Source organism: Streptomyces sp. NPDC048389 (genome assembly GCF_040706335.1).
In the GTDB taxonomy this organism is placed as follows: domain Bacteria; phylum Actinomycetota; class Actinomycetes; order Streptomycetales; family Streptomycetaceae; genus Streptomyces.
Genome location: NZ_JBEZKP010000047.1, coordinates 18,931 through 38,996 on the forward strand (window position 1 = coordinate 18,931; position 20,066 = coordinate 38,996).

The 20,066-nt window shown below is 71.5% G+C and carries 12 protein-coding genes; 9 read left to right on the forward strand and 3 right to left on the reverse strand.

The window, feature by feature from the left end:
- Positions 1-17 precede the first annotated feature (17 nt).
- Positions 18-569 (forward strand): retropepsin-like aspartic protease, encoded by a 552-nt coding sequence (locus AB0903_RS26240; protein WP_366706814.1) that lies wholly within the window; start codon positions 18-20, stop codon positions 567-569.
- Positions 570-859: 290 nt separating this feature from the next.
- Here AB0903_RS26240 and xdhC read toward each other — a convergent pair whose 3' ends face one another.
- From xdhC to AB0903_RS26255, 3 genes are read right to left on the reverse strand one after another with little or no spacing between them, the layout of a single operon-like run.
- Entirely contained in the window at positions 860-1,669 is an 810-nt protein-coding gene (xdhC, locus tag AB0903_RS26245; RefSeq protein WP_366706816.1) for a xanthine dehydrogenase accessory protein XdhC, read from the reverse strand.
- A 1-nt stretch (position 1,670) separates the two neighbouring features.
- Positions 1,671-4,115 carry a xanthine dehydrogenase molybdopterin binding subunit gene (gene xdhB, locus AB0903_RS26250; protein ID WP_366706818.1) on the reverse strand — a complete coding sequence of 815 codons (2,445 nt, stop codon included), beginning with the start codon at positions 4,113-4,115 and terminating at the stop codon, positions 1,671-1,673.
- Positions 4,112-5,575 carry an FAD binding domain-containing protein gene (locus tag AB0903_RS26255; protein ID WP_366706820.1) on the reverse strand — a complete coding sequence of 488 codons (1,464 nt, stop codon included), beginning with the start codon at positions 5,573-5,575 and terminating at the stop codon, positions 4,112-4,114. Before AB0903_RS26255 ends, xdhB begins: the two co-directional genes overlap by 4 nt.
- Before the next feature lie 1,286 nt (positions 5,576-6,861).
- On the opposite strand from AB0903_RS26255, the gene AB0903_RS26260 reads away from it, so the two are divergent.
- The 8 genes from AB0903_RS26260 (at position 6,862) to AB0903_RS26295 (ending at position 20,062) form a co-directional block, all read left to right on the forward strand.
- Complete coding sequence (locus tag AB0903_RS26260) at positions 6,862-8,340, forward strand: sugar transferase (RefSeq protein WP_366706822.1); 1,479 nt, start codon at positions 6,862-6,864, stop codon at positions 8,338-8,340.
- 82 nt (positions 8,341-8,422) lie between these two features.
- Complete coding sequence (locus AB0903_RS26265; RefSeq protein WP_366706824.1) at positions 8,423-9,739, forward strand: nucleotide sugar dehydrogenase; 1,317 nt, start codon at positions 8,423-8,425, stop codon at positions 9,737-9,739.
- Entirely contained in the window at positions 9,729-11,024 is a 1,296-nt protein-coding gene (locus tag AB0903_RS26270) for a glycosyltransferase family 4 protein (RefSeq protein WP_366706826.1), read from the forward strand. The genes AB0903_RS26265 and AB0903_RS26270 overlap by 11 nt, the downstream gene beginning before the upstream one ends.
- Positions 11,021-12,418, forward strand: coding sequence for a Wzz/FepE/Etk N-terminal domain-containing protein (locus tag AB0903_RS26275; RefSeq protein WP_366706828.1), 1,398 nt, complete (start codon positions 11,021-11,023; stop codon positions 12,416-12,418). The genes AB0903_RS26270 and AB0903_RS26275 overlap by 4 nt, the downstream gene beginning before the upstream one ends.
- Positions 12,415-13,944: a Wzz/FepE/Etk N-terminal domain-containing protein gene (locus AB0903_RS26280; RefSeq protein ID WP_366706830.1), complete on the forward strand. Its 1,530-nt coding sequence runs from the start codon at positions 12,415-12,417 to the stop codon at positions 13,942-13,944. The genes AB0903_RS26275 and AB0903_RS26280 overlap by 4 nt, the downstream gene beginning before the upstream one ends.
- 3 nt (positions 13,945-13,947) lie before the next feature.
- Complete coding sequence (gene asnB / locus AB0903_RS26285) at positions 13,948-15,891, forward strand: asparagine synthase (glutamine-hydrolyzing) (RefSeq protein ID WP_366706832.1); 1,944 nt, start codon at positions 13,948-13,950, stop codon at positions 15,889-15,891.
- A gap of 17 nt (positions 15,892-15,908) precedes the next feature.
- A complete protein-coding gene (locus AB0903_RS26290) occupies positions 15,909-18,098 on the forward strand; it encodes a bi-domain-containing oxidoreductase (protein WP_366706834.1) in 2,190 nt (729 codons plus the stop codon).
- Entirely contained in the window at positions 18,095-20,062 is a 1,968-nt protein-coding gene (locus AB0903_RS26295) for an alginate lyase family protein (protein WP_366706836.1), read from the forward strand. Before AB0903_RS26290 ends, AB0903_RS26295 begins: the two co-directional genes overlap by 4 nt.
- The last annotated feature ends 4 nt before the right edge of the window (positions 20,063-20,066 follow it).

Below are 20,066 nucleotides of genomic sequence, written 5' to 3' on the forward strand. Positions count from 1 at the left end.
GCGGGCACACCGGTCACATGGGCACGCGGAACGGCATCGCACCCCCCGTCCGGCACCGGTGGATGAGCCGGTTCGGGGCGGCGCTCCTCTCCGCCCTCCTTCTCACCGGCTGCGTTCTCTACAGCGACCGCGACGAGCGAGACGCGCCGCGGCCCTCCCCCGGAGCCGGACGTGAAGTGCCGCTGAGGGTCCTGGAGCAGGGTGACGCGACGCTGGCGTTCGTCCCGGTGAGCTTGGAGGGCGAGGGCCCCTTCATGTTCGCCCTGGACACCGGTGCCTCCGCCAGCGTCGTCAGTGAGGACGTCGCCGACCGCGTCGGTCTGGAGCGCACCGGCGAGCGTCGTTCGGTGAGCGGGATCCTCGGCACCGGGCAGGTTCCCGTCGCACGGGTGGAGCAGTGGGCCGTCGGTGACGTACGTATCGACCCCGGCGAGGTCACGATCCTCGACCTCGGCCCTCCCAGGGGCGGCGGCGGGATTCAGGGCCTGCTCGGCTCGGACGTGCTCAGCGACTTCGGTTCGATCACCATCGACTACGACAACGGGGTCCTCAGAATCCCCGCGACGTGACGATGCCACCCGCGCCGGGAGCCGGCAGCCGGGCCTCCGCCGCCCACGGTGAGCGAACCCGTCCCTGCTCGACGTCCGCGACCCGGCTTTCGCTCATCAACCGGTCCGGGTACCGCCCGCGGTCCTGCGTCCTGCGCTCCACCGGCCTCACGCGCGGCCCCTGGGTGTCCCAGCCGGGCGCCCGGGACCGGCGGTTCCCGGGAACGGTCCAGGTCGGGGTCATGCGAAAAGGGTGCCCCGCATGTGTGCGTTCGCACGCACGCGGGGCACCCCTGTCGGCCCGGTGGGAGTCAGTCCCCCTCGGTCTCGAACGTGCGCAGCAGGTCGGCAGCGACGCTCACGGCAATGGTCGCCGGTTCCTTACCGGTGATGTCGGCCAGCCCGATCGGGGTCTTGATCCGGTCGACGGTGGCCTCGTCGTGACCGCCCTCGGTGACCAGGCGTTTGCGGAACCGCATCCACTTGGCCGCCGACCCGATGAGCCCGATGGAGCCGAGACGGGGTGTGCGCAGGGCGGCGTCGCACAGGGCGGCGTCCTCGGCGTGATCATGGGTCATGATCAGGACATGGGTGCCGGGCGGCAACTCCTCCAGCACCTCCTCGGGCAGCAGCGGCGTGTGGTGCACATGCACCTGCGCCACCGCGTCTGCCAATACGTCGAGCCGCTGCTTGCTGAGGATGTCGGAGCGGCTGTCGATCAGATGGAGGTCGAGGTCCTGACGTGCCAGGACGCGCGCCAGTTCCAGCCCGACGTGCCCGACGCCGAAGATCGCCACCGCCCGTACCACGGGCAGTGGTTCGAGCAGTACCGAAACCGTGCCGCCGCAGCACTGCACGCCGTGCTGGTTGATCACCTTGTCGTTCAGGGCGAAATCGATCAGTTCGGGCTCCGGCCTGGACGCGGCGATCATCTCCCGGGCCCGGTCGATCGAGACGGCCTCGATATTGCCGCCACCGATCGAGCCCCATGTCTCGGTCTGCCCCACGACGAGCTTCGCACCGGCCTCGCGCGGAGCATGGCCGCGCACGGTCGCCACGGTCACCAGCACGCCGGACTCCCGGCGTGCTCGCAACCGTGCGACCGCGGCGACCCACGTCATGTCAGGCACCGCTCAGCGCTTCTGCGTCGGTTCGGATCTTGCCGTCGGCGTGCCCGTTTCCAACGTGGCCATGGGTGGCGAGCCCGTTGCGGGCATCACCGTTCCCCGTGGCTTCGCCCTGGCGAGCCGCCTGGATCGCCCAGTACACCGCCTCCGGTGTCGCGGGTGAGGCCAACTCGACACCGACCCCGCTCGGCCCGAACGCGGCGGCAGCCTGCCGCAACGCCTCTCGCACGCAGAAGGCCAGCATCAGCGGAGGCTCACCCACCGCCTTGGACCCGAACACCGCACCCTCTTCCGTGGCGTTCTCCAGAAGAGTGACGTGGAACTCCTCCGGCATCTCCGAGAAACTCGGCAGCTTGTAGGTGCTGGCGGCCTGCGTCAGCAGCCGGCCGCGGTTCGGCCCGTCACCGGCGTCCCATCGCAGGTCCTCGAGCGTCAGCCAGCCCGCGCCCTGCACGAAACCGCCCTCGACCTGTCCGATGTCGATCATCGGGGACAGGCTGTCGCCGACATCGTGCACGATGTCCACCCGCCGGATGCGGTACGCGCCGGTGAAGCCGTCCACCTCCACCTCGGCCGCGGCGGCGCCGTAGGAGAAGTACTTGAACGGCGAGCCACGGAACGTCTTCACGTCCCAGTGCAGACCCTCGGTCCGGTAGAAACCGGCCGCCGACAGCTGCACCCGCTGGAAGTACGCGGTGCGCACCAGGTCGTCCCAGGCCAGCTCCCTGTCGCTGCCCAGGACGCGCGCGACGCCCTCGACGATGCGCACGTCCGACGCGTTCGCCCCGAGCTGGGTGCCGGCCACCCGCAGCAGCCGCTCCCGCAGCTGCTCGCAGGCGTTCTTCACCGCCGCACCGTTGAGATCGGCTCCGGAACTGGCGGCGGTGGCAGAGGTGTTGGGGACCTTGTCGGTCCGCGTGGGGGCCAGCCGCACCTTGTGCAGCGGGATGCCCAGCGTGGTCGCGGCCACCTGCAGCATCTTCGTGTGCAGGCCCTGCCCCATCTCGGTGCCGCCGTGGGTGATCAGGACCGAGCCGTCCTTGTAGATCAGCACCAGCGCGCCGCCCTGGTTGAAGGCGGTGAGGTTGAACGAGATGCCGAACTTGATCCCGGTGATCGCGAGCGCCCGCTTGGTGTGCGGGTGCGCGGCGTTGAAGGCCGCGATCTCGCGCTTGCGATCGGCGATGCCGCCGTGCTCCTGCACCTGCTGCCACGTGGTGGAGATCCGTTCGGCCTGGGTGACCGGCTGTCCGTACGGCGTGGTCTGGCCCTGCCCCGGCTGGTAGAAGTTGCGCTCCCGCAACTCCGTCGGGTCCACGCCGAGCAGTGGCGCGCACCGGCCCAGGATGTCCTCGATCACCAGCATGCCCTGGGGGCCCCCGAAGCCGCGGAAGGCCGTGTTGGAGACCTTGTTGGTCCTGGCGATGCGACCGGCGACGCGCGCGTTCGGAATCCAGTAGGTGTTGTCGATGTGGCACAGCGCGCGGGCCACCACCGGCTCGGACAGGTCGAGGCTCCAGCCGCCGTCCGCGGTCAGGGTGGCGTCGAGTGCCTGGATGCGGCCGTCGGCGTCGAACCCGATCTTCCACGCGGCGTGGAACCCGTGGCGCTTGCCGGACATGGTCAGGTCCTGCGTGCGGTTGAGCCGCACCCGGACCGGGCGCCCGGTCAGCTTGGCGCCGAGCGCCGCGATGGCCGCGAAACCGTGCGGCTGCATCTCCTTGCCGCCGAAGCCGCCACCCATCCGCAGGCACTGCACGGTCACCTCATGGCTGTGCAGGCCGAGCACGTGCGCGACGATCTCCTGCGTCTCCGAGGGGTGCTGGGTGCTGCTCTGGATGAACAACTGCCCGTTCTCGTCGACGAGGGCCAGGGCCGCGTGCGTCTCGAGGTAGAAGTGCTCCTGGTCGGAGAACTGGAACTCGCCGGTGAACACGTGCGCGGAGTCGGCGAAGCCCGCGTCGATGTCGCCGGTCGCCATCACGGGCCGCGCGCCGTGGAAGCTCTCGGCCTCGATCGCCTCCCGCAGCGTGATCAGGGAGGGTTGTTCGTCGAGTTCCACCTCGACGGCAGCCGCACCGAGCCGGGCAGCCTCCAGGGTCTCGCCGAGCACCCACGCGACCGCATGACCGTGGAACATGACTTCGTCGGGGAAGAGCGGTTCGTCATGCTTCATCCCGGCGTCGTTGACGCCGGGCACGTCGGCAACGGTCAGCACGCGGACCACACCGGGCACGACGAGCGCGGGCTCGGTGCGCAGCGCGGTGATCCTGCCGTGGGCCTTCATGACCTGCACCGGGTAGGCGTGCAGCACGCCCCTGGTGCGGTGGATCAGGTCGTCGGTGTAGAGCGCGGTGCCGGTGACGTGCAGGCCGGCGCTCTCGTGCGGCATCGTGACGCCGACGGTGGGCTTCTCGGGGCGCTCGGACAAATGACTCATGACGACACCGCCTCGGTGGTTTGCGCGTACAGCTTCAGCAGGCTCTGCCCCAGCATCGCGGACCGGTAGACGGCGCTGGCGCGATGATCGTTCATCGGGGTGCCTTCGCCCCGCAGCACCCGGGCCGCGGCCTCGGCGGTCTCCGCGGTCCACGGCTCGCCCTCCAGGGCCGCCTCGGTGGCGCGGGAGCGGATCGGGGTGGCGGCCACGCCGCCCAGGCCGATGCGCGCCTTGCGGACGATCCCGTCCTCGATGTCGAGCGCGAAGGCGACTGCCACGCTGGAGATGTCGTCGAAGCGCCGCTTGGCGATCTTGTGGAAGGCCACGACCGGCGACAGCGGCAGGGGGACGTGTACCGCCCGGATCAGCTCACCGGGACGGCGCACGCTCTGCCGGTAGCCGGTGAAGTAGTCCGCCAGCGGGACCTCGCGCTCACCGTCCGCGTCGGCGAGCACCACGGACGCCTCGAGGGCGAGCAGCACCGGTGGGCTGTCGCCGATCGGAGAGCCGGTACCCAGGTTGCCACCGAGGGTCGCACCGTTGCGGATGAGCCGGGATGCGAACTGCGGGAACAGCTCCGCCAGCAGGGGGACGGCGCCGTCGAGGCGGCGTTCGATCTCGGTGAGCGTCAGCGCCGCCCCGATCTCGATGTGGTCGGATCCGACGCGCAGCTCCCGCAGTTCGGGCAGCCGGTCGACGGCGACCACGCAATCCGCCCGGCGGGAACGGATGTTCACTTCCACGCCCCAGTCGGTGGAGCCGGCGACCACCACCGCGTCGGGCCGCTCACGCAGCAGCTGCAACGTCTCGGCCAGGGTGCTCTTCCGCAGGAACGCACTGTCGTCCTGGGCGTATTCGGTGGCGACCGGTGCGGGCGGCGCCTGCTCGCGACGCTGCGCCAGCGGGTCCTCGTCGGCGGGTGTGCCGACGGCGAACGCGGCGTCGCGAATCGGGCGATAGCCGGTGCAGCGGCACAGGTTCCCACTCAGCGCGTGCAGATCGAAACCGTTCGGACCGTGCTCGGCGTCGGCGCTGTCAACCGCGTCCGCGTGCGGGCAGCGGTCGGGCCGGTAGTACTCGGCGGCCATGCTGCAGACGAATCCCGGCGTGCAGTAGCCGCACTGGGAGCCGCCACGGACCGCCATCTCCTCCTGCACCGGATGCAGGGCGGGAGGCGTGCCGGGCTCGCCGGCGGTGGCGAGACCTTCGGAGGTGATGATCTCCTGGCCGTCGAGCGCCGCGACCGGGACCAGGCAGGCGTTGACCGCCACCCAGTCGGTGGGCTTGTTCACCCCGGGACGGGCCACCAGGACCGAACAGGCGCCGCATTCACCCTCGGCGCAGCCCTCCTTGGTGCCGGTGAGTCCACGCTCGCGCAGAAAGTCCAGCACCGTGGTGTGGGGCGCAGCCGGTGAAATCGGTGCTTCTTTTCCGTTGACCGTGATCCGCGCCGCTACCATGACGGGCCTCCGCTTCGGTGCGCGATCGGTCGATTCAGCATGTTCGCCAATTTCCGGCAGCTTTCTGTGTTCAGCGGCGCCACGTGACAAGACCGGGCGCGGCGCGGCACGCGACAGCGGCGTGCCATGAGGTGGTGAAGGGAAAACTGGAATGTGCCGCGGACGGGCACATCAGAGGGGAATGCGCCGCGGAGGGCACATCGAAGCGGATGTGCCACGGACCGGGCACATCAGGACGGCGCGATCAGCAGCCGTGAGCGATACGACCCGGAACCCAGACCGTGCTGTGGGCGAGGCGACTCAGATCAGAGCTGGTGTACATCCGCTGGTCGCCTCCTCTCGGTCGTTATGGGTGGACGTTGACCGCAAGTTAGTGGCTGGCGCCACGGAGGTCAAGAGGTCGCCCGGCGACTCCGGAGAACCGAGCGGATTCGCGGCCGGTGCGCCGCCGCGGGTGCGCCGCATCCAGAGGCCGCCCACCGCGGCCTCGACCCGGCCCTCCCACTCCTCCGCGGCCTCGACCCGGCCCTCGCGGTGGCGCCGGGACTGTCCCACGCCCCGGACGGCAGCGCGCCGACAGGCACCGCAGCGGTTCACGGCATCGCAGGTGGGCTCGCGGAGTAGGCGCTCGACCCGTCGGGGCAGGTCCCACAGCGCAGCCGCCCGCAGCGCCTGATCGTATGAGCCGGTGGCGCGCACCGGGAGATCGAGGCGCCGGTGCTGCCGGCTCCGGGCACCCGATGGCGTTCACCGGCCTCGGGCACGGCGGCCGGGCCCGACGGCGTGAACGCCCTGCGGGGCGGGCGCCGGCGCGGGTTGCCGGCGAAGCCGGCCCGGTGATCGGTGCATCCGGCCACAAAGCTTGAACACGAATCACACACGCCCTCTCTACATACCGGCCCCGATGCTCTAGATTGACCGTGCTTCAGCCGTTCGGACACGAGGCGACCATTAATGATCAGTAGGTCCGGCGCTACGAAAAGCCAGCAGTCGCGTCCCCGGCGCCAGACGTGGGGGTGATCTGGAGCCCGAGAGAGGGCCTCGGGTGCGGGGAGCACCCGAGGTTTCGACGGTTCCCACGCACCTCGAGAGTCCGGCAGGACGTGCGAGTCCGCTGCAGCCGGGGTGGGTTGTTTCGAGTAGCACTGAGATGGCCGGGATGTCATGCGCGGGGGGCGGGGGCCTCCCGCGGGGAGGAACAGCGCGGCGCGGGGGGCGGGGGTGCCTCCCGGGGGCAAGCGGTGTGAGGCGCACACGTCGAACCACTGACGACCTGGGGGGGTCCTGTGCAGCAGGGGGAATTAGTCGACCCGTTTCCGTCGGCGAGCGGGCGTCTGGCGAATGGGGCGATCAGCCGGCCCGCTGTCGACTGGGAACAGCGGTACCGCCGTATCGTGATCGCCAGCGATACCGCGGCCACCGCCTTCGTGGTGGCGTCCATCGGCAACTTCTTCGGGGCCCGGGACGCGGCCAACTGGCACGAGAAGTGGGGAATTCTCGCGTTCGGCACCGAGCTGCTGGTGCTCGGAGCGCTTGCGGTGAGCCGGTCGTGGGCTCCGGCCGTGCTCGGCCAGGGGGCCGAGGAGTTCCGCCGGCTCGGACGATCACTGTTCACGGCGACCGTCGTACTGGCGCTCGGCGGGATCGCCCTCACCTCGCGCAACATCAAGCTCTGGATCTTCGTCGCGATCCCCGCGATCGCGCTCGTCACCATGACCGTGCGGTATCTGCTCCGTCTCTGGCTGCACAAACAGCGTAAGGAAGGGCGGTGCCTGAGACCGGTGCTCGCTGCCGGGAGCCCGGCCACCGTGCGCGACCTGATCACCCGGACCCGCAAGTTCCCGCACCTCGGCTGGCGGGTGGAGGCGGTGTGCACGCCGGACGGTCTCGGGCTCGACGGTGACCAACTGGACGGAGTACCGGTCGTCGGCCGGCTGTCGGACGCCGCGGGCCACGTCCGCCACGACGGCTACCGTGTCGTCGCGGTCACACCGGACCCGCACTGGTCACCGGACCGGCTGCAGCGACTGGCGTGGAACCTCGAAGGCAGCGATGCCGAGATGGTCGTGGCCCCCGTGCTGATGGAGGTGGCCGGCCCGCGGCTGCACGTCGACGCGGTGCTCGGGATCCCGCTGCTGAGGGTCAGCATGCCGAGTTTCACCGGGGGCCGCCGGGCGATCAAAGAGGTCGTCGACCGGATGGGCGCGGTGGTCCTGCTGGTGCTGTTCGCGCCGCTGATGGTGCTCGTCGGGCTGCTCGTACTGGCGGACAGCCGGGGCGGGGCGCTGTACCGCCAGCGCAGGGTCGGCAAGGACGGCCGCGAGTTCACCATCTTCAAGTTCCGCACCATGGTCGCCGGAGCCCACGGGGCACGTGCCGGGCTCGCCGACCGCAACGAGGGCGCCGGCCTGCTGTTCAAGCTCCGCCGGGACCCGCGGGTGACCCGGGTGGGAGCAGTGCTGCGCCGGTACTCGATCGACGAACTCCCGCAGCTTTTCAACGTGCTCGCCGGTTCGATGTCGCTCGTCGGTCCGCGGCCTCCGTTGCCGGAGGAGTTTGCCGCGTACGGCCCGGACATCCGGCGGCGGCTGCTGGTCAAGCCCGGACTCACCGGCTTGTGGCAGATCAGTGGACGCAGCGACCTTCCGTGGGAGGAGGCGGTCCGCCTCGACCTGCGGTACGTGGAGGACTGGTCCCTCGCCCTGGACGCAGTGATCTTGTGGAAGACGCTGCGTGCGGTGATCCACGGGCAGGGGGCGTACTGATGCGCGGGGGACTGCGGCTCACTGGTCCCGCCGGCGCGCGGACCGCAGGTCACAAGGGCCTGCCTGGGGGGAAGGACGCGTCATGAGAGTCAGCGTTTTCGGGCTCGGATACGTGGGCTGCGTGTCGGCCGCGTGCCTGGCCAGCATGGGTCACGAGGTCATCGGGGTGGACGTGAACCCGGTGAAGGTCGACCTGGTCAACGACGGGAAGGCCCCGGTGGTCGAGGAGCGGATCGGCGAGCTCATCGCCGAGGTCGTGCGGACCGGAGCGTTACGCGCCACCGGCGACGTCCGCGAGGCGATCACGGGCAGCGAGGTTTCGTTGGTCTGCGTGGGCACGCCGTCGGAGCCCAACGGCAGCCTGTGCACCACCTATCTGGAGCGGGTCACCGAGGAGATCGGCGCCGCACTGGCAGAGCGGGGCGGTCGGCAGACCGTCGTGTTCCGCAGCACCATGCTCCCGGGCACCTGTCTGAACCTGCTCGTACCGATCCTGGAGAAATACGTCGGCGGCACGGCCGGGGCGGACTTCGGCGTCGCGGTCAACCCGGAGTTCCTGCGCGAGGGCACGAGCGTGCGGGACTTCTTCGACCCGCCCAAGACCGTCATCGGCCAGCTCGACCCGGCAAGCGGCGACGCGGTGGCGGCGCTGTACGACGGCTTGCCCGGCGAGGTGTTCCGGGTGCCGGTTCCGACGGCCGAGGCGATCAAATACGCGGACAACGCCTTCCACGGCCTCAAGATCGGCTTCGCGAACGAGCTGGGCGCGGTGTGCCAGGCGCTCGGGGTGGACTCGCACCAGGTCATGGACGTGTTCCTGGCCGACCGCAAGCTGAACATCAGCCCCGCCTACCTGCGGCCCGGCTTCGCCTTCGGCGGTTCCTGCCTGCCCAAGGACCTGCGCAGCCTGGTCCACGCGGCCCAGCGCGCCGACGTCTCCGTACCCATCCTCGCCCACGTGCTGTCCTCCAACTCCGCACATCTGCAACGCGCGGTGGAGCTGGTCGAGCGTACCGGCAAGCGCCGGGTCGGCCTGTTCGGCCTGTCCTTCAAACCCGGCACCGACGACCTCCGCGAAAGCCCGCTCGTCGAGCTGGCGGAGAGGCTCTTCGGCAAGGGCTACGACCTGCGGATCCACGACGCCAACGTGAGCCTCTCCCGGCTGATCGGCGCGAACCGCGAGTACATCGAGACCCGGCTGCCGCACCTCGCGCAGCTGCTCGAAGACTCCGTCGACGAGGTGCTCGAGCACGCCGAGGTGTGCCTGGTGGGGACCAGGGACCCGGCCGTGCTGTCGGCGCTGCCCCATGGCGGCGGCCCGGTGATCGTCGACCTCATCCACCTTCCCGACGCCGAGGCGCGCCGGGCCGAACCGGGGTACATGGGCCTTGCTTGGTGACACGTCTTTCGGTGGCACGTCTTTCGGTGACACGACCGGCGGCGACCGGTCGGGCCGGCGCGTGCTGATCCTGGTGGAGAACCTGTCGGTGCCGTTCGACCGGCGCGTGTGGCAGGAGTGCACGACGCTGCGCGACGCGGGCTGGGAGGTGCACGTCATCTGTCCCCGGGGGGAGAAGCGGGACACGGAGCCGGAGGCGGAGATCGACGGGGTGCGGATCCACCGCTACCCGTTGCGCGCGGCCACCGGAGGACCGGCCGGCTACCTGCGGGAGTACGGATCGGCGCTGTGGCATACGGCCCGGCTGGCCCGCAGGGTCGGCCCGGTCGACGTGGTCCACGCCTGCAACCCGCCCGACCTGCTGTTCCTGCCGGCGCTGTGGCTGAAGCGGCGCGGCGCGCGGTTCGTCTTCGACCAGCACGACCTGGCGCCCGAGCTGTACCTCTCCCGGTTCGGCCGCGGCAAGGACCTGCTCTACCGCGCCGTGTGCGTGCTGGAACGGCTGACCTACCGGGCGGCGGACGTCGTGATCGCCACGAACGAGAGCTACCGGGACGTCGCGGTGCGCCGTGGCGGTCGACGCCCCGAGGATGTCTTCGTGGTGCGCAGCGCGCCCCAGATCGACCGGTTCCAATCTGTGCCGCCCGAGGCGGAGTTGAAGCGCGGCAAGCCCCATCTGCTGTGCTACCTCGGCGTCATGGGCCCTCAGGACGGCGTCGACTACGCCCTGCGGGCCCTCGCGAAGCTGCGCGACGAGTTCGGGCGGACCGACTGGCACGCGGTGTTCGTCGGCGCCGGCGACGCCTTCGACGCGATGGTGGAGCTGTCCCGGCGGCTCGGGCTCTGTGAACAGGTGCGATTCACCGGGCGCATTCCGGACGCCGACCTGGTGCGCTACCTGTCCACCGCGGACGTGTGTCTTTCCCCCGACCCGCGCAATCCGCTCAACGACGTCTCGACCATGAACAAGGTCCTGGAGTACATGGCGATGGGCCGGCCGATCGTCTCGTTCGACCTCCGGGAGGCGCGAGTCTCCGCCGGTGACGCCGCCGTCTACGCCCCCGCGGACGACGAGGCAAAGTTCGCGGGGCTCATCGCGCTGCTCCTTGACGATCCGGAGAAGCGGGCCCGGATGGGCAAGATCGGCCAGGAGCGGATCAGCGGGCGGCTTTCCTGGCGGAACTCGCAGGCGTCGCTGCTCGCCGCCTATGCCGCGGCGTGCCGTGACCACACTCCTGTGTCGGAGGGTCGCCGGGTCCGCGCGGGGAAGAGGCCGCGCCGTTGAGCGATGACACGATCCGTCTGGTCACCATCGGGCGGATTCTCCGTCGGAGGTGGCGGCTGCTCGCCGTACTCGCCGTGGTGGGCGCACTCGTCGGCCACGGCGCCTCGGTGGTGTTCCCGCCGCGTTACACGGCGTCGGCATCCGTCCTGCTGCCGGGGCAGTGGGGGGAGCGCGAGCTGCTGACTCAGGTGGACATCGCGACCAGTTCGACGGTGGTCGACCGCGCGGCAGCCGAACTCGGCCGGACGGACGCCGGCGGCGCCGAGCCGCGGGATCGAGTGACCGCCAAGGCCGCCGACGGGAACATCATCAAGATCTCGGGGACGGCCGACACCCCGGAGCACGCACAGCAGCTCTCCGACCGGGTGGCCGAGCAGTTCGTCGAATTCGCCGCGCGGATCGCAGGCGGCAGCACCGACCCCGGAGCGGCCACGGGGCCCGAGGCGCTGCGGCAGAAGGTGGAGGAAACGAACCGCCGCATCACCGACCTGGCCAATGCGGCCGATCCGGGGCGGACCGTGGAGAGCGTGCAGGCGCGCTCCTCGCTCGAGAAGCTGCGCACCTCGCTGGAGGAGGCCATGGCCAAGCTGGACGAGGCCGACCCGGCGACCAGCAAGGCCGGCATGGTCGTCATGGGGCCGGCCGCGCGGCCGACCGGCGAGGCGCCGCCGACGAGGACGCAGCTCATCGTCGCCGGGGCACTGCTGTTCTTCCTGCTCGCGGTCATCGGCCATCTCGTCGACGCACGGGTGAATCGCCGGCTGCGCACCGGACCGGAGATCGCCGCGGCGCTGGGCTCGGCGCTGCTCGGCACGGTGGACGTGCCTGACGACCGGCGCGCGCACCGGCCACAAGACGGCGGGCCACGGGCCCGGTTCCGCCGACTCCTCGGCATCGACACGCGGTGGGACGTACCGACCCCGCCGGCCTCCGGCGACGAGGCCGGCAGACGGATCCGCTACGGGCGGGTGTGCGCTCGCGTCCGGGACCTGCTGCCGGGCTCCGGGCGGCTGCTGGTCGTCGTACCGGACGGCGACGAGACCGCCCGCCGGGCCGCGGGGCGGCTCGTCTCCGAGGCGGAGAGCGATCCTTCCGCAGGCTCTTCGAGCGGGGGAAACCCGATGCTGCGGGTGGTGGAGGTTTCGGTGGACCGGCCGATGGTGCCGGACCGCGACTGCGAGTCCGGTGCCCTGGTCGTCCTCAGCGCGGGCAGCTGGACCGCGGAGGAGCTCGCCGGCATCGCCGAGGCGTGTACGGACGGCGGGCACGAGGTCGTCGGCATCGTCGTCGCCGGTACGGTCCGGGCCCGTCCGGCGCGGTCTTCCGGCCGTTCACCGGATGCCGCCACGCCGGCGCTCGCGGTGCGCGACCGGGCGACGGGGGGTTCGGCGTGACCACGAGCAACACGCCGGAGTCGTCGGCCGCCGCTCCGCTCCTCGACCTGCAGGCGCTGGTGGTGGCGGTGCGCAGGCGCCGCAGCCTCTGGGGCGGCATGGCGCTGCTGGGACTGCTGGCCGGCGCGGCGGTGGCGGTCCTGATGCCACCGCCGCCGAGCGCGATGACCAAGGTGCTGGTCGCGCACAAGGAGGACCAGCCGAACGACACCGGAACGCTGATCCGTACCGATGTCGAGTTGCTGCAGACCACGCGGATCGCCGACCAGGCCCTGCGGGCCCTCAAGTCCCCCGAGGACCCGGAGGACTTCATGCGGGACTACCGGGGCACCGGCCTGACCAACAACCTGCTGCGGATCGACGTGACCGGTGACAGCGGCGCGGAGGCGGCGGCCCGGGCCAAGGCGCTGGCCGACGCGTTCGTCGCGGACCATGTGCGGCGGATGCGGGAAGCCGCGGAGGCCGAGGCCAAGGCCCTGCGCGACCAGCGTGACCGCATGCGGGACGAGCTCGCCCAGGTCAACGAGGCGATCGGGGACCGGTCGCCGGAGAGCGACCCGGAAGCGTCGGCGAGCATCGAGTCGCTCTTCGCCCGCCGGGCCGAACTCACCTCGCGGATCGCCGATTTCGACCAGCGCGCCGCGGAGGCGCGCACCGGCACGCCCAAGGTCGTCGCCGGCACGCAGATCGTGGACGCCCCGCGTGCGGTGCGGCACTCCCTGCCCAAGGCCGCTGTCACCAACTCCGCGATCGGGCTCGTCCTCGGGCTCGTCCTCGGGCTCGCGCTGGCCGCGGTCGGCACGGTGGTGGCGGACCGCCCGGTGTTGCGCCGGGACATCGCGGCGAACGTGGGCGCCTCGGTCATCGCGGAGCTGCGCCGCGCGTCCTTGCGGTCGGGCAGGCCGTGGCAGCGCCGACGGACCCGGGTGGCACGGGCAAGGCTCGCCTCGACCCTCGCCCGCGCCGTGCGCGGCTCCGCGGAACCGGTGTCGCTGCTGGAACTGGGCTGTGCGCGCAGCACGAGCGCGATCGCCCTGGACCTCGCCTCGGCACTGGCGCCGGAGGGGCCGGTGGTCGTCGTCGACGGTCTGCCGGGCCCGCAGCTCGCGGGCCGCCGCCCGAAGCCGGGAGGCCCGACCGTGGTCGGCGGCGGGCGAGACCCGGCCGCGTCGCATCAGGAGCGCCGGCTCGGCGTCGGCTCGGTGGCGCCCGGCACGGCGTGGACCGACCTCAAGTACCTCGGTACCCGGACCGTGCTCGTCGTGCGTGCCGGGCACGGCAGCGCCGCATGGCTGCACACCGTGGCGCGGCAGCTCGCGGACCAGCGCATCGCGGTGATCGGTGTGGTGCTGATCGACCCCGATCCGCGTGACAGGACCGACGGCACGCTGTGGGACGGGCTGCACACCGCACTGCGCGGGCGGAGCGAACAAACGGCTCAGCGGAACGGGACGAGCCGGCTGCGGGCGGAGCCGCTGCCGGTGGGGACCGCACGGGTCCCGGACAACGACCAGGAGGCACGGTAGGACATGTGTGGCATCACAGGTACTTACCGATGGCCGGACGGGAAGCCGGTGACCGACCGGCTCACCGACACCCTCGCCCACCGCGGTCCGGACGGGGCGGGCCGGTACGGCCATCGGATCGGTGACGGCGGTGACGGAGAAGTGCACCTCGGGCACCGCCGGCTCGCCATCATCGACCTGTCCGAGACCGGCGCCCAGCCGATGGTCTCTGACGGCCTCGCCCTGACGTACAACGGCGAGCTGTACAACGCGCCCGAGCTGCGTGCCGAGCTGGCAGCCGCCGGGGTGCGCTTCCGCGGTACCTCCGACACCGAGGTGCTGCTAAAGGCATGGCGGCACTGGGGCACGGACTGCCTGCCCCGGCTGCGCGGCATGTTCGCGTTCGGGATCTTCGATGAGCGCACCGGTGAACTGGTGCTGGCACGAGATCAGTTGGGCATCAAGCCGCTGTTCCTGCTCCGGCGCGGGACGGGCCTGGTATTCGCCTCCGAGCTGAAGGCACTCGCCACGGCGACCGGCGGAGCCCTGGAGGTGGACCACGCGGCACTGGTGGCCTCCCTGCTGTACTACTGGGTGCCGGACTCACGGTGCGCGTTCCGTGAGGCGGAGAAGCTGCCGCCGGGGAGCTGGCTGAGATGCCGGCCCGACGGCCGGGTGGAGCGCGGCCGGTTCTGGAACCTGAAGGACGTCGCCGCCGAGGGACGGGAGCGGGCGCGGGCCGGTGAGCTGCCGGACCTGGCCGCCATCGTCGAGGAGTCGACCCGGCGGCACATGCTCTCCGACGTACCCGTGGCGACCTTTCTCTCCGGCGGCCTCGACTCCAGCTACCTGACCGCGCTGGCGTCCCGCCACCAACCCGGGATCTCCGCCTACACGATCGGATTCCGCGCCGAGGACGCCAAGTTCGAGGCGATGCCGGACGACCTGCGCTACGCCCGGCAGGTGGCCGAGCGGTTCGGCGTCGACCTGCATGAGATCGAGATCGCCCCCGACGTGCTCGACCTGCTGCCGCGGATGACGTACCACCTGGACGAGCCGATCGGCGACCCCGCCGCGATCAACACGTTCCTGATCTGCTCGGCGGCCCGGGAGGCCGGGGTCAAGGTGATGCTCTCGGGGATGGGCGCCGACGAGTTGTTCGCCGGGTACCGCAAGCACCTGGCCAACCTGCTCGCGCTGCGCTACCAGCGGGTCCCGCGGCCCTTGCGGCACGGCCTGTCCAGGGCCGTGGAGAGGCTGCCGGTCGCCACGTCCCGCCGGGGGTACCGGTCGGTGCGCTTCGCGAAGCGGTTCCTCTCCTTCGCCGATCTGCCGGAGGAGACCGCGTTCCGGCGCAGCTACACCATGTACGACCGAGAGGAGCTGCTCGCCCTGGTCGATCCGGACCTGGCCGGGACGGTCGAGGACGTGCTGACCGAGCACGCGGACATCTACCAGGACAACGACCTCGACGACTTCGTCAACCGCATGTGCCTGGGCGACGCCCGGATGTTCCTGCCGGGCCTGAACCTCGCGTACACGGACCGGTCGAGCATGGCCGCGTCGACCGAGGTGCGGGTGCCGTATGTGGACGTCGAGGTGGTCAGGGCGGCGTTCGCCGTACCCGGCGATCGCAAGATCGTCGGACGGCAGGGCAAGGCCGTCCTCAAGGAGGCGGCCGGATCGATCCTGCCCCGGGAGATCGTGTACCGGCCCAAGGGCCTGTTCAGCGCTCCGCTGCGCGCCTGGATGAGCCGGGATCTGGCACCGCTGGTGCGCGAGGTGGTGAACGACGGCGAGCTCGTCCGTTCCGGTTTCCTGCGACGCGACGCGCTTCAGCGGCTCGTCGCCGAGGACGCCGCAGGGCAGCGGGACTTCTCCAAGCATCTGTGGCATGTGCTGACTCTCGAGTACTGGTATCGCGACGCGACCTCAGGGTCCGGCCGGAGCGCTCGGCCAACGGCTTAGGAATCAGAGGAGTTCGGGTGAAACAGGTTGTGCAGAACTACAAGAGCGGCGAGCTGACGGTGCTCGACGTGCCGGCGCCGGGGTGCAAGCCGGGCGGTGTGCTGGTCCGCAGCGCCTACTCGCTGATATCCACCGGGACCGAGCTCATGAAGGTGTCCGAGGCCGGCATGTCGATGCTGGGCAAGGCCCGCTCCCGACCCGACCAGGTGGCCAAGGTCGTGCAGAGCGTGGCCACCAACGGGGTACCCGCCACCTACCGCAAGGTGATGGGCAAGCTGGACTCCTACACGCCGCTGGGCTACTCGCTGTGCGGGGTGGTCGAGCAGGTCGGCGCCGGGATCGACGATGTGGCGGTCGGCGACCTCGTGGCCTGCGCGGGCAACGAGCACGCGTTGCACGCAGAGCTGAACTGGGTGCCGAAGAACCTCTACGCCCGGGTACCGGACGGCCTCGCGCCCCGGCTCGCCGCCTTCGGCACCGTCGGATCGATCGCGCTGCAGGGCGTCCGCCAAGGCGAGTCACAGCTCGGCGACGTGGCACTGGTCATCGGCCTCGGGCTGATCGGGCAGCTGGTGGTGCAGCTCCTCGCCGCGTCCGGAGTCCGCGTCGTCGGCGTCGACCCGGACCCGGCCCGCTGCGAACTCGCCGAGCGTCTGGGCGCCGCAGCCTGCGGCGATCCCGCGTCCGCGGCCGTGGAAGCCGCCGTCGCCGAGCTCACCGGCGGTCACGGCGTGGACCGGGTGTACCTGGCCGCCGGTGGCGGCAGCAACCAGCCCGTCGAGCTGGCCGCACGGCTCTGCCGGGACCGCGGCCGGGTCGTCGACATCGGCAAGTGCCGCCTGGACCTGCCGTGGAACGCGTACTACGAGAAGGAGCTCGACGTCCGGTTCTCCCGCAGTTACGGCCCCGGGCGCTACGACCCGGAGTACGAGCTCGAGGGCCGGGACTACCCGATCGGCTACGTGCGCTGGACCGAGCGCCGCAACCTGGCATGCTTCCTCGATCTCCTCGCCCGCGGCAGCGTCGACGTGGAGCCCCTGGTCTCGCACATCGCGGAGTTCGATGACGCCGTCGAGACGTACCGGAGCTTGAAGGACGGCGACCTGAAGGCCGTGGCGGTGCTGTTCCGATACCCCGGACAACCGCGGGAAGCGCAGGCCCCGGCGGTGGCCCTGCCCGAGGTGAAGCGACGCGGCGGCGAAGCGTCCACCCCGGCCCGAGCCGCCAGGACGCCGGTGCGGCTGGCATTCGTCGGCGCGGGAAACTACGCGACATCGATGCTGCTGCCGCATCTGGCCCAGCGCGACGGCGTCAGGCTTTCGACCGTCGTCACCACGACGGCGCTGTCCGCGGCCAACGCGAAGCGGAAGTTCGGCTTCGCCGAGGCGACCACCGATCTCGACGCCGTGCTCGGCGACCCGTCCGTCGACGCGGTGTTCGTGGTCACCCGGCACAACTCGCACGCCGAACTGACCCGCAAGGCACTGCTGGCCGGAAAGACCGTGTTCGTGGAGAAGCCCCTGGCCCTCACCGAGGACGAACTGGCCGGCGTGCTCGCGGCGGTCGAGGAGTCCGGCAACGACCGGCTGCAGGTGGGCTTCAACCGCCGGTTCGCGCCGCTGCTGCAGGAGGCCGCGAAGCGGTTCGGCGCCCGGAGCGGCCCGGCGAGCCTCCGCTACCTGGTCAACGCGGGCCGCCTCGAACACGGCAGCTGGTACCTCCGACAGGACACCGAGGGCTCGCGGTTCGCCGGCGAGGGCGGACACTTCATCGACACGGCGAGCCGGCTGCTCGAGGCCGACCCGGTGTCGGTGTACGCGGCCGCCACGTCCGGCAACGAGGACCTGCAGGTCGTGCTGCGCTACCCGGACGGTTCCACCGCCACCATCAGCTACGTCACCACCGGCCCGGCCGACTTCCCCAAGGAGACGCTGGACCTGGTGGCGGACGGCCGTGCGCTGCGGCTCGACGACTTCGTCCGTGCCACCGTTTACAACGGCCACCGCAAGCGATGGGTCAGTTCGCGGCTGCCCAGGGCCCGGGACAAGGGCCAGTCCGCGGAGCTGGCCGCGTTCGTCAAGGCCGTGCGGACCGGCGGGCCGATGCCGGTGCCGCTGGAGTCGCTGGTCGCCACCACGGCGGCCACCCTCGCCGTGCAGACCGGCCTGGCGGGCGGTGCCCCGGTGACGCTGGCGAGGCCGCGATGACCACGAGCACGGGCTGGTACCTGCGCCGGCTGTCCCGGATGGGACCGCGGGAGGTCGCGGGCCGGGTGGGCGACGCGGTGCGCAGGCGCCGGTGGCGGTCGGCTCGGCCGGACTGCCCGAGCGTGACCGGCGCCCGGTTCACCGCCGTACTGCCCGCCGGGACGATCGCCGCGATCCCTCCGGACGCCGCGAAACGTCTCATCGCCGAGGCGGACCGGCTGATGGACGGGCACGCCGAGTACTTCGGGGTGGTCCGCGACGACCTGGCCGACCCGGACTGGTGGTACGACCCGAAGACCGGGCGCCGGGCTCCGTGGGGCTACGCCTTCGACGTGCCGTACCGGAACGAGGACGCGGTCGGGGACATCAAGCAGATCTGGGAGCCGTCCCGGCACCAGTACCTCACCGTGCTCGCCGCCGCCTACGCGATCACCGGGAACGAGCGGTACGCCGAGCGCGTGGCCGAGCACCTGCGGTCGTGGTGGGCGGCCAATCCACCGCTGCGGGGTGTGCACTGGATCAGCGGCATCGAGCTGGGCATCCGGCTGCTGTCCTGGGTGTGGATCCGCCGACTGCTCGACGGCTGGCCGGGCGCGGCCGGGCTGTTCGAGGGCAACCCGGCCGCGCTGAACCAGATCTGGCACCATCAGCGCTGGCTGGCCGCCTTCCCCAGCCGGGGGTCCTCGGCGAACAACCACGCCGTCGCCGAGGCCGCCGGACAGTTCGCGGCGGCCTGCGCGTTCGGGTGGTTCCCCTCCTCGGGGCGTTGGCGAGCCGACGCGCTGCGGTCGCTGGAGCGGCACCTGCGCGGCAACACCTTCGCCTCCGGCCTCAACCGCGAGCTGGCCACCGAGTACCACGGCCTCGTGCTGGAACTCGGCCTGGCCGCGGTAGCCGAGGCGGATGCCGCCGACGTACCGGTCCCCGTGTCCGTCCGGCTGGTGCTGCTGCGGATGACCGACGCGCTCGCGGCCGTCGTGGACAGCCGGTTACGGCCGCCGCGCCAGGGCGACGCGGACGACGGGCACGGTCTGGTCCTGGACGGCGCGGGTACCGACCGCTGGGCCTCGCTTCTGGCCACCGGAGAGGCCGTGTTCGGTCGGCTCGCCTGGTGGCCGGCGGTGACCGGCACCGATGTCCGCACCCCGCTGCTGGCCGCGCTCATCCGGCCGTTCACGCAGAACGGAACCGGACCGGCCGCGACCCGGCCGGCGAGCCGACCGGCTCATTTCGCCGACGCGGGCATGACCATCCTGCGCGGTCCGAACGAGATCTGGTGCCGCTGCGACGGCGGTCCGCACGGTTTCCTGTCCATCGCCGCGCATGCCCACGCGGACGCGCTGTCGGTGGAGGTCCGGCACGACGGAGTCGACGTGCTCGCCGACCCGGGGACGTACTGCTACCACGGGCAGCCCGAGTGGCGGCAGTACTTCCGGTCGACCCTCGGCCACAACACCCTGCAGTTGGACGGCGGTGACCAGTCGGTCTCCGGCGGCCCGTTTCTGTGGACCCGGCATGCCCGCAGCCGCGTCCTGACCGCGGACGCGTCCGTCGCCTCCGCCGGGGGGACGGCCCGCTGGTGTGCCGAGCACGACGGCTACCAGCGCTCCGTGCACCGCCGCCGGGTGGAGCTGACGGCCGCGAGCCGGGAGCTGAAGGTGGTTGACGAGGTGCGCGGCACGAACCGGGCCGTGCGGCTGGCGTTCCATCTCGGCCCGGCGATCGCAGCGGACCTGGTGGGGAACCGGGCCGTGCTCACCTGGACCCGGGACGGCGAGGGGCGCTCCGCGGTGCTCGACCTGCCCGGGCAGCTGAGCTGGCGGGCGCATCGCGGCGAGAGTGACCCGCCGCTGGGCTGGTACTCCGCCGGATTCGGGCGCAAGGAACCCGCCACCACGCTGGTCGGCACCGGCTTCGCCGACGGCGCGGAGGGCTTCACCACCGTACTCAGGTTCCGCGGTTAGGGGG